Source organism: Clostridium thermosuccinogenes (assembly GCF_002896855.1).
Lineage (GTDB): Bacteria > Bacillota > Clostridia > Acetivibrionales > DSM-5807 > Pseudoclostridium > Pseudoclostridium thermosuccinogenes.
The window spans coordinates 3,103,927-3,117,814 of sequence record NZ_CP021850.1; the positions used below are offsets into that span (position 1 = coordinate 3,103,927).

At 38.3% G+C, this 13,888-nt stretch carries 11 protein-coding genes and 1 riboswitch; of the genes, 1 reads left to right on the forward strand and 10 read right to left on the reverse strand.

Annotated elements, in window-relative coordinates; genetic code table 11:
* Window positions 1-234: 234 nt before the first annotated feature.
* From CDO33_RS13680 to CDO33_RS13695, 4 genes are all read right to left on the reverse strand, one after another.
* A complete protein-coding gene (locus tag CDO33_RS13680; protein WP_103082690.1) occupies window positions 235-1,602 on the reverse strand; it encodes a sensor histidine kinase in 1,368 nt (455 codons plus the stop codon).
* 12 nt (window positions 1,603-1,614) lie between these two features.
* Window positions 1,615-2,355, reverse strand: a complete 741-nt coding sequence (locus CDO33_RS13685; RefSeq protein WP_103082691.1) for a LytR/AlgR family response regulator transcription factor — start codon at window positions 2,353-2,355, stop codon at window positions 1,615-1,617.
* 159 nt (window positions 2,356-2,514) lie between these two features.
* Window positions 2,515-2,601, reverse strand: a riboswitch (cyclic di-GMP riboswitch).
* 65 nt (window positions 2,602-2,666) lie between these two features.
* The gene (locus tag CDO33_RS13690; RefSeq protein ID WP_103082692.1) at window positions 2,667-3,869 is read right to left on the reverse strand and encodes a transposase; all 1,203 of its coding nucleotides are present in this window, start codon (window positions 3,867-3,869) and stop codon (window positions 2,667-2,669) included.
* A gap of 210 nt (window positions 3,870-4,079) precedes the next feature.
* Entirely contained in the window at window positions 4,080-5,369 is a 1,290-nt protein-coding gene (locus tag CDO33_RS13695; protein WP_103082693.1) for a S1C family serine protease, read from the reverse strand.
* 499 nt (window positions 5,370-5,868) lie between these two features.
* Here CDO33_RS13695 and CDO33_RS13700 point away from each other — a divergent pair, with 499 nt between their 5' ends.
* On the forward strand, window positions 5,869-6,156 hold the full coding sequence (locus CDO33_RS13700; RefSeq protein ID WP_103082694.1) for a hypothetical protein: 288 nt from the start codon (window positions 5,869-5,871) through the stop codon (window positions 6,154-6,156).
* A gap of 229 nt (window positions 6,157-6,385) precedes the next feature.
* On the opposite strand, the gene CDO33_RS13705 is transcribed toward CDO33_RS13700, so the two are convergent.
* The 6 genes from CDO33_RS13705 to CDO33_RS13730 form a co-directional block, all read right to left on the reverse strand.
* Window positions 6,386-7,780: a sensor histidine kinase gene (locus CDO33_RS13705; RefSeq protein ID WP_103082695.1), complete on the reverse strand. Its 1,395-nt coding sequence runs from the start codon at window positions 7,778-7,780 to the stop codon at window positions 6,386-6,388.
* A 15-nt stretch (window positions 7,781-7,795) separates the two neighbouring features.
* Window positions 7,796-8,497, reverse strand: coding sequence for a response regulator transcription factor (locus tag CDO33_RS13710; protein WP_103082696.1), 702 nt, complete (start codon window positions 8,495-8,497; stop codon window positions 7,796-7,798).
* 92 nt (window positions 8,498-8,589) lie between these two features.
* Window positions 8,590-8,796, reverse strand: a complete 207-nt coding sequence (gene copZ, locus CDO33_RS13715) for a copper chaperone CopZ (protein WP_103082697.1) — start codon at window positions 8,794-8,796, stop codon at window positions 8,590-8,592.
* Between the two features lie 17 nt (window positions 8,797-8,813).
* Window positions 8,814-9,488: a hypothetical protein gene (locus tag CDO33_RS13720; RefSeq protein ID WP_103082698.1), complete on the reverse strand. Its 675-nt coding sequence runs from the start codon at window positions 9,486-9,488 to the stop codon at window positions 8,814-8,816.
* Between the two features lie 37 nt (window positions 9,489-9,525).
* A complete protein-coding gene (locus CDO33_RS13725; RefSeq protein ID WP_103082699.1) occupies window positions 9,526-11,991 on the reverse strand; it encodes a heavy metal translocating P-type ATPase in 2,466 nt (821 codons plus the stop codon).
* 38 nt (window positions 11,992-12,029) lie between these two features.
* Window positions 12,030-13,862, reverse strand: a complete 1,833-nt coding sequence (locus CDO33_RS13730; protein ID WP_103102797.1) for an urease accessory protein UreH domain-containing protein — start codon at window positions 13,860-13,862, stop codon at window positions 12,030-12,032.
* Window positions 13,863-13,888 lie beyond the last annotated feature (26 nt).

Below are 13,888 nucleotides of genomic sequence, written 5' to 3' on the forward strand. Positions count from 1 at the left end.
TTTGGGTAATCAAGATGTCCATTTATTCGTAAAATCAGAACGAAAAATGTAATGTAGAAGGTGATTTACTTCTTTATACTTTAAAAACAAAGAAAATCTTACCTATCAGTTCGTATTATTTATGTCAGTACTATACTCACAAAATGAAATGTATATGAATATAAAAAAACTAAGTATTTGGTGCCTCCCTACTGTAACATATAAACTGAATGTTCATTATTGTAATCAGAACAATTATCGCTTATATTTATTCCAAGGAATATAAATCATAAATTCCACACCGGTATAGCCTTCAGGCTCTCTCAATTGTAATTGACCGTCATAACGATCTATAATCTGCTTAATTATATATAGCCCAAGACCGCTATGCTGTTTAATGCTTTTAGTTGTATATCCGGCAGTAAAAATATTTTGCCTAGCATTTTGAGGGATGGGGCTGCCGTTATTGGATACCTTTAATTCCAAACCTAGCTTATTGCATACTAGAACTAAGTCTATTCGTGGGGAACCATTCATTTTTACTGCATCTAAAGCATTATCCAGAAGGTTACCGGTTAATTGAGTAAGATCCTCCGGCGAAAGTGGAAGAGAACCGTCTTGTATTTTTACATACCAGTAGAATTTGATTCCATTGATTTTTGCTTCCTCATGTTTTGTACTTATAATAGCCGCTAATTCCGGAGGTTCAATTTTCAGGAGGCTTCCTATGCGGCTGACAGTATGATACAGATTTTCGATATAGGTTTCTGCCTGGTCGTAATGACAAGCCTTTATATATCCATAAATGGCAGTAAGATGGTTGTAAAAATCATGACGCTCAACCTGCAAACGCAAATGCAAATTATGTCTCTCTCTGGCATAATGAATCTCTGTTTCCAATTTTGCATCGCGTTCTATGACTTTTAGCAGATATCCGGATACAAATATCGTAGCTAAAACAGAAATCAATAAAACAATGCTACCAACTTCTACTAGGGTTTTCAGTGTAAAACTGGGATAAACACCTGAATTGTAGGCATGAAAACTAAGATTTAATAAAACAAGCATTAAAGCTTGTACCAGACATAATGCCAAAAGACAATTTTGCCTAATGAGTTGCTTTGTTGTTCTTTTGTCAGACTCATTTTTTATTCCCAATTTTTCTGATATTAACGGTAAGCGCCATCCTCGTTTGCTGATGATATACGCTAATATTGCTAGTAAAATCAAGTGAGGCAAAGTAAAAAGTATTCTTAGCAAAGGATCAGAGATGATTTGTTCAAGATTTAAATTAAAAATCCAAGCCAGAAGTGGAACGGAGATTCCCTCCGCCAATCCCAAAAACACACTTGAAAGTACCATTACAACTGCTGAAGTATGCCAGCGCAATCGGAAAAAGAGGTTCAAAAATATAGTCATGAGTGCTACTTGTGATATAGTATGGATACCAAAACGTACTGGCATTGTCCGGATACTGAATGAGAATATCGAAGTCAGCAGGGAAAGGATTATTACTACAAACGGTGACTCCCGTTTCTTTGTTAATGCTAGTACCATATAATACAAAACCAGGCTTTCAGGAACAGATACACCTAAAAAGGGGATTAACGGCATAACATCCATCGCAATACCCCCTTAGACATTATAATCAGAATACTTCATTAGCTCAGACATACGATCACGGCTAAGTAAAGCCTTGTCTTCACAATTATTGAATTTTACCTCATAATACGATGAATTGGGAAAAGAGACTATCTTTTCAATCCGATCGGTGTTTATAATGAAAGATTTATGGGAACGAAAGAACATCTTTCCTAAGTACTTCTCCAGTTCCTGCAGGGTTTGTCGGGTTTTAAATTTCCCGTTGGTACAGGAGATAAGGGTATGACGTCCGGACTTTTCTATATAAAATATCTCATCCAGCTTTATAAAGACTCGTTCACTGCCCAGATTTATTGAAATTCTGCAGGTCTCCGTATTTTGGGAAGTATTACTCTTTTTTGATATTTCCAGCATCTTATATATGCGTCGGAATGTAGATTTTACTCTATCCTCATCAATTGGCTTTAATATGTAATCGGATGCATACAGTTTGAATGCATCGAGAGAGTATTCCTGATGTGCGGTTATAAAGACTATTGCTATATCCGGTTTTATTTCTCTCAGCCTCTCGGCTAACTCTATTCCTTTCATATCAGGCAGCTCAATATCAAGAAAAGCTAAGTCCGGGTTATGCTCTATTGTAAGCTTTATGATATCATTAGCATTTTCCGCTGTTCCAACAACCAGAGCCCCTTCAAGCTTACTAAGAATCGAGCATAGTAAAAGCATTACTCCATGTTCATCATCAGCCATTACAACTTTAACCGGCGACATACTCACCACTTCCTTTCAGGATTCCCTGGCAAACTTGCAAACACCTTTCCGGCAAATCAAAGTCATAATGGCTCAAAGTCGTTACTATAAGTAATAATGGTTGTATACATAAAGGCTCACTGATGTTATAAAACACCAATGAGCCTAAAGCAGCTTAGTCCCGGCAACCCGGCCATCATAGCGGTAAATCGCTTTAGACCCGAGGCTTTGCGTCCTTGTCTTTCAACAAGTTTGCCTTTATCGATTTTATTTATTTTGATAACACTTACTATTATATACTATAAATGAGCAAATTTCATACCAATAAATGGTTATATGGCTATACCAAGCTCTTCATTGATCTTTGACAACGGAATACCATGGCAAGCTTGTTCGTAAACATAGGCAATCAAGTTTTGTTTAATTTCATTGCGTACATGTTTACGTTGAATACCCAGGGTACGGCAATCATCAGATGATATGCTTATACAATAGGCATAAGCGAGCACAATAATTGTCAGGAATCGCCGGATTGCCTGTTTTCCACGTACCTGGTATCTATCAAGTTCAAGCTGCATCTTGTTATCCCTGAAGAAGATTTCTATCGTCCACCTTTCGGTGTAAGTTGATAGAATAACTTCTTCTGAAAGATTACATGTGCTGTAAAAAACATGCGTGGCATTTTCTTCAAACAGCTTGTTTTCAGGCCAACTAAGCAGTATTACTCCGATTTTAGGGAGCCTCTTGATAAACCCGTTAACACGGTGAACCCAGTACTTCTGATTGCCCGCGGTGACAAGGCGGACATCTTTTTTAGTAAGGGTTTTCACATACGCATTAACTTTCTGTCCTAATCTTGGGCCTCCTTCATAATAAAGGACCCTGTTGGCCTTCAAAGCACCAATGTACTCAAAACCTCTGCTATGGGCAGCTTTTATTACAGAACAGGCACTATACCAATTGTTTCCCAGGACGTATACCTTTGTCGGAAAATCCGGCAGTGCTTCGATTATTTGACGCACCATGTTGATTTTACTCTGCTTAACCTTATCATAAAGTTCCATATAATAAGGCAGCTTTAGTCCCCCGCATTCCAGAAGCACACATACGATCTGGTGGCCGTAAACACGCTTTTTCCTGAGATGCGAATGGTGGAAACTACAACCTTCTGTTGGTCTCAAAGCCTTTGACGAGGGCTTTGTCTTTTCGGAAATAGTATCATCCAGTATCGCATATACAGGACAGCCTGTTTTCCGGGCTTGTAAGCTTATCTGTGCCAGTACGTATAACTGGTATTTATCCATAACAAGGCTTGTAGGCCATGGTGATCTCGATAAAAACTTCCAGATGGAAGTCCGGTGAACATTACGCATGCTGAGTTCCGGTACATTCTTGATTTTTCCACCAAAGCCGCCTTGCATAGCGGAAGCAATTATGCTTGTAAGGTTTGCAAGTTGAGGCTTTGTAAGTAAAAGTGTCAGTCTTAATGCAATAAGGAACTTCCTTAAACTTTCTGTACATGTTATAATGTTCATCGAGGCATCGTCAATCCTTTATCTTTTGTGTTAGCAACAAAAATATCGGATTTTTCGGTTGCCTCATTTAGTTTTACAAATTATGTTAGCGTTTTTGCTCCTTTATAGTTATATACTAAAAGCCATGTTGAAATTTGTCAAAGCGTGTTATTTTCCTTTTCAAGTTTCTTCATGTTCATCACTAAAAGGCCTACTCTTATCCCCCAGCTTTTATTTCTCTTCAGAGAATACCAGCTTTAAGGTTTTCTTTCCATCTTCTCTCACAACAACAACATTTACTGTATCACCTGCTTTATAGCCCTTCTTAATCTCATCCAAATCTTTCATAGTTTTGGCTTCCTTATCAGCAAGACTTACAAGTATATCTCCCTTCCTTATTCCGGCTTTATCTGCGCCGCTTCCCGCTGTCACGTCCATTACATAGATTCCAACTGGCAGTCCATACTGATTCGCGATTGTCTCGGTGATCTCCATACCTGAAATACCTATTAAAGGCCTTCCCTTAACATATCCAAACAATATCAACTGGTCAATAATCGGTTTCGCATCATTAATTGGAATTGCAAATCCCAGGCCTTCAACTCCAGCAACAGAGATTTTAATTGTGTTAATCCCTATTACCTGCCCCTGCGAATTTACAAGTGCCCCACCACTATTCCCGGGATTAATTGCTGCATCTGTCTGAATCAAGTTAAGGGTTTTATCATCTGCAGCAACCTTTCTATCCAGTGCGCTAACTACTCCTGCAGTTACAGACCCTGCAAATTCCATTCCCAAAGGATTGCCAATAGCAACTGCCAATTCCCCTACTTCCAACTGGGAAGAATCACCAAGTTCAGCTACAGGAAGGTTTTCCAGTTCGATCTTAATAACAGCCAAGTCGTTTTTACTGTCACCTCCTACATATGTAGCTTTTGCCTGTCTCCCATCCGGAAGAAACACCTCCAATGTAGAGTTCTTACTTGCATTATTCTTAGGGTCTGCGTATTCTACTACATGATAGTTTGTCATGATATATCCATCTTGGCTTATGATAACACCAGAACCCTCTGCTTTAGACTGTCCCATCTCTACTCCGAAATACCTGCTTTGCGGATTGGCTACAGACATTCTGATGCCAACTACTGAAGGCCCTACTTTCTTCGCTATTTCAGTTACGGTAGAGCCTTTGACAAGAGCAGTTTTTATTACCCCACCTCTATCTATTGAGCTACTATTGGAGTTATTAATAGTCGAAACGATACCTGCCTTTTGTATCAATGCCTCCTGTTTTTTTAATTCACCTGAAAACTTTGAATATAGAGCTCCACCTACTGCAGTACTGCTTATTAAGGAAGTTGCCAAAACAAGAGATATATAAGTTTTTAAATTTGATTTTTTCTTTGTACTTACTTGAAATCTTTGCGAGGTATCCACCTGTTCAACCCTATTTACCTCTTCCACAATATCATCGGATTCATAATTATAGCTATTTTCATACGAACCAAAATATTCATTCATATCAAACACCTCTCAATTTGTTAAATATCTTATGGACTTATCGTAGGAAAAAGATGTGAAGATTTAATGGAGAATATATGAAATAATTGTTAATAGTATTAAAATAAAATATTAATGCATTAACACATTAGTAGCTGCTTAAGCAACGAAAAGCGCGAGCAGGGTGTATATTATATCTACTCAGACGTCATAAAATTACTTTAACGTTAATATTGAAGACTATAATATATAAATGAAAAAACTTTATGTTGAGAATATTGACATTTCATTAAGAAACTCATATATTCTCCAGCAAAGCTTTTGACCCAATTTTTTTAGTCTTTCTTCTTCACTTGTACTTTTTTTCATAAAATCTACATATCTAACTGCTAAAATAAAGGCCATAGCAATATATAAAATTTGTATATGTTGTAGAATGATTGAGTTAGCAGCTAATTAAGCTGTAATAGGCGGAAAATGTTAAAAGTCTGAAGATCCGTATTAATAAGGAGGACGGAATATGAAATGTTGTCACGGAAATGACAGGCATCAGGAAAATGAACATAAAGGTAAGCATAAAGGTCATATATCACATATTTTGATGATGATGTTGTGCTGCGGCGGACCAGTAATTTTAGTGCTTCTATTACCATTGATAGGAAAAATCCTTCCCGGAACCAGCATCTATTTATCCAAAATCATACCGTTTCTTTGTCCGATTATGATGCTTGTGATGATGCCAATGATGTTTAAAAAGGATAAGGGAAATAATGCAACCGAGAACAAGCAACTAAAAGATAATGTGTAAAAAATCATGAAAAAAAATATAGAGTAATATATCCCCCCAACAAAGATTGATTTACAATGTAGCTAGTCCTTAAGTCTCAGGATTTAAGGGCTAGCTATGTTTCTATGTTATTATTTAGCAAGCTCCCTTGCTATAAGCCATGACCTTAAGAGCGGTTATAGAAGAACAGGAGTAAGAAAAAAGATAGTGACCCATGACAATCCATCATCCTCAAGTAATAGATAGCTATTTAGCCGAGCTGCTTTGGTAATGATATAATAAATTCTGTCCCTTCATCAACCTTGCTCTTTACTTGAATCTTCCCCTTGTGTGCATCAATTATTGCCTTTGTGATTGTAAGACCAATTCCGGCACCTCCGGTCAACCTGTTTCTTGATTTATCTGCACGATAGAAACGTTCAAAAATATGGGGTAAGTCCTCTGGGGGAATCCCTTTCCCAGTATCTTTAACAGTTATTTCTGTAACGTCATCGGCACCTTTAACTATAACCTCCACTACACCCCCCTGTGGAGTGTACTTTTGAGCATTTGACAGCAGATTTATTATTACCTGGCTTATTTTATCCTTATCAGCAGTTACTATCTCTTTTTCACCTATAAACTTTACATCTATATCCTTATTCGCAAAGTCATTCTCGAAGTTCTGTATAATATGCCGGATAAGCTCCGAAATATCAAAGCTTGTCTTGGTAAGGATCAGGTTTTCGCTCTCATATTTCGCTAGCTTTTCAAGATCCCCTACCAACCTGTTTATTCTCATGATTTCTTCGTGGCAGCTCTTTAGCCTCTCGGTATCAGGCTTCCAAATACCGTCAATCATTGCTTCCATGTGGCTTTGCAAAGTAGCCAGGGGGGTTCGTAATTCATGGGCAACGTCGGCTGTGAGCCTTTTTCTTAAGACTTCCTGGTTTTCCAAGGTTTCAGCAAGGTTGTTAATGGTTTCAGTAAGCTGAGTAGTCTCCTTTGTACTGGATGGTTCAGTTATCCTGCCATCAAAATATCCTTTTGAAATCATTTGAGCTGTGGCTATAACCCGGGAAATGGGTGTACTCAGCCTTTTTGCCATTACCGAGCCGAAGAGAAAGGATAAAATAAGAGAAAATGCGCCAACACCCATAAGAAGTCTGTTTATAGTATTTATAAACTCCAGATCACTATCATTAAAGTAATATGGGCCATAATAACCGATTACAACTTTTCCGACTTCACTCAGCTTATTTGTAATAGGATAAATATTTTCTACATATCTGCCTTCCCAGTTGGGATAGCGGCTGCTCATGTTCTTTGCTATATGAGCCAACATCTGCTCGCATAGTGCATTATCATGAAACTTTGCATCCCATATGATCTTTTCCGAAGAATCCACCAACTTTATAATCATTCCTTGTTCCAAAGCATTAATACAAATGTTCCCAATAGCTTCCGTATCCCATTCTCCACCAGTTTTATACTGCTGATTGATTTGAGAAACAATTTCCTTATTCTTCCGTTCTTGGTTTTCTATGATGTAATCCTTAAAATGTTTGTCCAGCAACAGGTTCGTTATAACACTGATCATGAGCACAGAAATAAGAACTACAGAAATGTAAGATAGCGATAACTTGGTTCTCAAACTATATTTCATAACACAATCGCCTTCCTATTCACCACCAAACCGGTAGCCTATTCCATGAACAGTTAAAATGTATTTTGGGTTTTTTGGGTCGGATTCAATTTTTTGTCTGATGTTCTTTATATGGGTATCAATTGTTCTGTCATAGCCATCGTAATCCTCACCCCAAGCCATATATATCAATTCTTCCCTGGTGAAAGTCTTATCAGGATATTTTACCATCGTTAACAGCAGCTTATATTCATTAGGAGTCAAATTGATTGCTTCCCCATATCTTTTCACCTCATATTTCAAGGTATCGATGACCAGTTCATCATTGTTTAAAGTTATAAAGCTTGACAATGGAATTAATGCGTCACTTACCCTTCTCAAAACTGCTTCAACCCTTGCTACTAATTGCCTTGGGCTGAAGGGTTTTGTAACATAATCATCTGCTCCGATATTCAAACCTTTTAAAACATCCTCTTCTTCAACCTTAGCAGTAAGCATTATTATAGGTACTCTTGATTTCTTCCTTAAAGCTTTGCAAATTTCCTCACCGTTCATATCCGGAAGCATTAAATCTAGAATTATTAGAGCAGGATTCTCCTTTTCGAATTTATCCAGAGCTTCCTTGCCATTATATGCTTCATATACTGAATATCCACTGTTTTCAAGATATGATTTTACAACCTCCACTATTTTCATCTCGTCATCCACGATCAGTATTTTTTGGGGCACATTGCTCATCGTAAACCTCCGTAATAGCTGATATCATAAAAATCTATAAAATATATGAAAAAATCCCCTGTTTGACAAGGGGACTTTTTCGTACACATTAATTATACAACATCGTATCCCTGATCCTCAATCTCGTTTTTGATCCTGTCCAGTGATACCTCTGAACTCTCGTATTCAACTGTGACGGTTTTACCTTTTAAGTCAACTGTTACTGCACTAACACCATCAAGAGCACCTACTGATTTTTTAATAGCATTTTCGCAATGCGAACAAGACATTCCATCAACCTTTAATACTGTTCTTTCCATTTCTTAATCCTCCAATCTTATTTTATATTAAACGGTTTTAAAAATTTGTCCACTTCAACCTTTTTACCATTCATATCCATGGTTTCAACCTTGGCAAATACCCAACCCTCTACCTTTTCAGGATCAACTCCTGCGTCAATAAACACCTGCGGATTCAAAACAAATACTATATCCTTGTCGTTCATTCCAATGTCCATTGCCCACTCAAACATGTTGCCTCCTGCCAGATCCACCCCAAAATGATCCAGAGCAGCGTGGTAACCTATAGAGTCTCGCTTAAGTTCTACAATTTTTTCGTAGGAGGCAATCGGAGTAGCTTCACCATCATAAGTTATACTTTCAGAGCTTAGTTCTACACCAACTACCAGTTTATCCTCGGAAACCATACCATCCGGCAGCTTATTAATATCAAGGCCTGCATCAATAAAAGGTTTGGCATCGAATTCCAGCATTGCATCATATAATTTGCTCTTACTGAAATCCTTACTCCAGAAGAATTTAGCGCTGTTATCCGGCGCAGTCAAAGTCCAGCCTCCATTGACCTCATCGGCTGCAATTTTATCTGGCATTGCATCCAATACTTCTTTAAATGATGTGATGGATTTGTTGCCTATTACATCCAGCTGACTGCATGAAGCAAAAATAAACGTCATTATCAGTAACAGCGGAATTAAAATGTGCTTCTTTTTCATTGGATACCCATTCCTTTCTTTTTATAAAGTCTACTCTTTATTTATATGGCTTAAACCTTTTTAGCCTTAAAGCATTTGTTAAAACAGATACTGAGCTTAGAGACATTGCTGCAGCTGCAAATATGGGATTTAGAAGCGGACCGCCAAAAAGATAAAGAACGCCTGCTGCAATCGGAATGCCGGCAACATTATATCCAAAAGCCCAGAACAGGTTTTGCTTGATGTTGCGTATTGTACTTTTACTTAAGTGGATTGCTGTTGGAACATCCATAAGGTCACTTTTCATCAGCACAATATCTGCAGATTCCATAGCCACATCGGTACCTGAACCTATAGCCATACCAATATCGGCCTGTACAAGGGCAGGCGCATCATTGATTCCATCACCTACCATTGCTACTTTCTTTCCTTCTGCCTGCAGCTTTTTAACCTCATTTGACTTATCCTGCGGGAGAACCTCAGCCAGTACTCTATTTATACCAACTTGTTTTGCAATCGCTTCGGCAGTTTTTCGATTATCACCGGTTATCATAGCAACTTCAATGCCCATGGACTGAAGCTTTTTAATTGCTTTTGCACTGCTTTCCTTAACAACATCAGCAACAGCAATAATACCGGATATTTTGTTGTTCACTGCAACATACATCGGTGTTTTCCCTTCATTTGCGAGCCTGTCAGACTGAATATTAAGCTCACCTAATGAAATATCTCTTTCATCCATCAGTTTTCTGTTGCCAATAAGTACGTTCATTCCTTCAATAGTGACTTCTATACCATGTCCCGGAATAGCTTCAAATTTTTCTACTTTCAAAAATTCAAGGTTTTTCTTCTCTGCGCCTCTTACTATAGCCTGGCCTAAAGGATGTTCCGAGCCTTTTTCACCCGAGGCTGCAATTTGAAGCAACCGATCCCTTTCCATGCCGGAGACAGCAATGATATCTGTTACCTCAGGTTTGCCTTCTGTTATGGTTCCTGTTTTATCGAAAACTATAGTATTGATCTTGTGAGTAGTTTCGAGAGCTTCTCCGCCTTTGATAAGAATCCCATATTCCGCCCCTTTTCCTGTTCCAACCATTATTGCAGTTGGTGTTGCAAGGCCCAAAGCACAAGGGCAGGCGATAACGAGTATTGAAATAAATATTGTAAGTGCGAACACTAATGTCTGGCCTCCAATGAGCCACCCTGCAAAGGCAAGTACTGCAATAACAACTACGATAGGAACAAAATATCCGGATACAATGTCAGCCATCTGTGCAATAGGAGCCTTTGAGCCTTGTGCATCCTCAACCAGTTTGATGATCTGTGCTAAAGCTGTGTCACCGCCTACCTTGGTAGCTTTAAAATGGATCATACCATTGGTATTAATACTAGCGGCATAAACCTTATCTCCAGCCTTTTTATCGATAGGTATACTTTCACCTGTCAGCATGGATTCATCTATTGCTGTGTGCCCGTCTATTACTTCACCGTCTACAGGGATTTTTTCTCCCGGCTTTACCAAAATCACGTCGCCGATTTCTACCTCATCAATGGGAACTTCTACTTCTTTATCATCATGTATTACTATTGCTGTTTTTGGTGCCAAACCCATCAGCTTCTTTATGGCTTCAGAGGTCTTTCCCTTTGATACTGCTTCCAGTGACTTGCCAAGCAGTATTAACGTAATAATAACACCGGCTGTTTCGAAATACAGTCCCTCGACAGCGTGAAATTTTCCAATTGATATCTGCCAGGTTGAATATAGGCTGTAGATAACCGCTGCTGTCGTACCTATTGCTATAAGGGAGTCCATGTTAGGGCTTCTTTGAATCAGCGCTTTATAGCCGACAGTGTAGAATTTATATCCTGCTATAATTACCGGTATAACCAAAGAGATTTGCGTAAGCGCAAAGATTAAAGGGAATTGCATAGGCTCAAGAAAGCTTGGAATGGGAAAAGGGAGCCACGAAATCATCGGAACCATGGCAAGATATAAAAGTGGTGCAGAAAATATAGCAGCTACGATGAATTTTCTCCAAAGGGTACGTATTTCTTTTTCCTTACGCAGCTTATCTTCATCAACAGCAGCCTTTTTCTCAATACTTAAGGCTTTATATCCGGTTTTCTCAATGACCTGCTTGATTGCAGAGAGCCTGGTTATTTGAGGGTCATATTCTACCGTTGCTTTTTCCGTGGCAAAGTTTACAGAAGCTTTTGAAATTCCCTCTACTTTACCTAACGCTTTTTCAATCCGGTTGGCACATGCGGCACAGGTCATGCCCCCAATAGGTATGGTAACCGTTTTCTTTTTTTCTTCCTCAATAACTCCATACCCAGCCTTTACGATAGTTTCTTTGATCTCATTCGTAGATAACTTTTGATTATCAAATTCAACAGACAGTTTTTCTGTTGCAAAGTTAACAGATGCTTGTGAAACGCCATCCAGTTTACCAACTGCTTTTTCGATTCGCTTTGCACATGCGGCACAGGTCATACCGCTTATTTTAATAGTTTCTTTATTCATAAAATTACCGCCTTTCTAAAAGTGAGTATTATGTGTCATTAATGACATGAAGGGAGTCCGCTATTATCTATAAATTCTTGTACGGTAGGAACGTATTGATTTATTTCATTCTTTATTGCATCAATATCGATTTCGTTTATATCGTCAACAACTTTTACATAGCCATAAAAAGTGTTGTCAGCAGTGCTAAAATCAAAGTCACCTACAGGAATTAAACCTATTTCATTATCTCCTTCCTGCATATTTATTTGGGCATTATACTTAGGGAATATAAGTGTGCTATTACTGTCATTTATACTTACACCCTTTATATTCCATATTGTTTCAATTCCTTTCTGCATTACTATTACTGCCGGAGAAAACCTGTTTTCTTCCAAATTTATTTCAACATAATGTTTTCCGTCCTCATCTAGTTTAGCAACAGCAATTTCGTCAGTGGGTATTTTGTAATCTGACTTTTGAACACCTCCACTAGAGCCGGATGTATCAACATTATTAATATCATCAACTACAGTTATTTTGCTCCTGATCATGCCCATCCAGCAGCTATACGCAAATGTACCGGTTTGTGTCGGAGTAAACTCTATGATATTGTCTCCTACCTCAAGCTTTTTGCTTGTATTAAATTTTGGTATTACAATTTCGTTGTTACAGCCGTTTATGTTACCTTTTTGAGCCTTTATGGTCCATCTCACAGGTATACCTTTTTGAACTGTAATCGGTTCATAGCTGCCTGATGACAGATTTGTAGTAACTATTTGAATACCGTTTTGTATTGTAGCTACGTTGCTGCCTTGAGTGCCGCTGTTTGCACCAAATGCTACAGATGGGAATGAAAAGCCTGATAATGCCAGACCCCTGTTTGTCATAACCACTCCAAGTACGATTACCAGCACAGCACTTACTTTCATCATCTTATGTGTAAATTTTCCGCTTAACACTGAGCTCACTGCCCCAAATCCGAACATTAAAGGCACTGTGCCAATGCTAAACATAAACATGGATAATGCTCCTGCCGCGAAACTCCCGGTACCTAAAGCATAAATCTGCATAGACTGAAGTGGGCCACACGGCATTAAGCCATTGAGCAATCCCACATAAAAAGGCCCATACTTTCCATTGTTATTGTGTATTTTGTTGCCAAATATTTTAGGCATCCTGGGATTTAATTTTCTGAGCCATGGGAATATGTTGAGCATATTTAACCCCATAATCACCATGAATACACCGGATATAATAGCCACAATTCCCTTGGCGGCACCTGAAAAGCTTATACCGGAACCTAAAGATCCTACTATACCTCCGATAATAGTATAGGATATCACCCTGCCGCTGTTATAAAGCAAACTTGGTTTTAATTTTGAAAGCTTACCGGAGTTCCCGTTATCAACCTTATATGAAACACATTGAGATAGATTTATTCCTCCGCACATGGCGATACAATGCAGTGAAGTCAGCAATCCGACAAAGAACAGGATTCCATACCCCATTGATTGATTAATCTCGGGTATAAAGTTAAACCCCACTGTGTTCTTAACAATAACATAAAGAGCAAACAATATGATACCTATCCCCAACAGTTGGTTGATTGACATTTTATCATCCGCTGCTTTTTTTACATTTGATTTTGTAACAGCCTCAGCACCTGGTTTATTCTTTACAATATAATCCAGCTTTTCTATCTTTTCAATAATTTGCTCCAGCCCTATAACATTTGCATCGTAGGTAATGTAAACATTGGAGCTGCTGAAAATTGCCTTAACTTCTAATACTCCGTCAAGCTTTCTCAGAGCATTCTCAATTCTCATTTCACAGCTTGTACATGTCATACCATCTATTTGAAGAATTTTTCGTATCGATCTCTGTTCCATCCCACACCTCTTTTAAAAGGATTACT

What these genes read in the sequence shown, in the direction of transcription:
- CDO33_RS13730 (WP_103102797.1), bottom strand. Translation starts at nt 13,862, where the DNA reads ATGGAACAGAGATCGATACGAAAAATTCTTCAAATAGATGGTATGACA.
- CDO33_RS13705 (WP_103082695.1), bottom strand. Translation starts at nt 7,780, where the DNA reads ATGAAATATAGTTTGAGAACCAAGTTATCGCTATCTTACATTTCTGTA.
- CDO33_RS13690 (WP_103082692.1), bottom strand. Translation starts at nt 3,869, where the DNA reads ATGAACATTATAACATGTACAGAAAGTTTAAGGAAGTTCCTTATTGCA.
- CDO33_RS13710 (WP_103082696.1), bottom strand. Translation starts at nt 8,497, where the DNA reads ATGAGCAATGTGCCCCAAAAAATACTGATCGTGGATGACGAGATGAAA.
- CDO33_RS13720 (WP_103082698.1), bottom strand. Translation starts at nt 9,488, where the DNA reads ATGAAAAAGAAGCACATTTTAATTCCGCTGTTACTGATAATGACGTTT.
- CDO33_RS13680 (WP_103082690.1), bottom strand. Translation starts at nt 1,602, where the DNA reads ATGGATGTTATGCCGTTAATCCCCTTTTTAGGTGTATCTGTTCCTGAA.
- CDO33_RS13695 (WP_103082693.1), bottom strand. Translation starts at nt 5,369, where the DNA reads ATGAATGAATATTTTGGTTCGTATGAAAATAGCTATAATTATGAATCC.
- CDO33_RS13725 (WP_103082699.1), bottom strand. Translation starts at nt 11,991, where the DNA reads ATGAATAAAGAAACTATTAAAATAAGCGGTATGACCTGTGCCGCATGT.
- CDO33_RS13700 (WP_103082694.1), top strand. Translation starts at nt 5,869, where the DNA reads ATGAAATGTTGTCACGGAAATGACAGGCATCAGGAAAATGAACATAAA.
- CDO33_RS13685 (WP_103082691.1), bottom strand. Translation starts at nt 2,355, where the DNA reads ATGTCGCCGGTTAAAGTTGTAATGGCTGATGATGAACATGGAGTAATG.
- copZ (WP_103082697.1), bottom strand. Translation starts at nt 8,796, where the DNA reads ATGGAAAGAACAGTATTAAAGGTTGATGGAATGTCTTGTTCGCATTGC.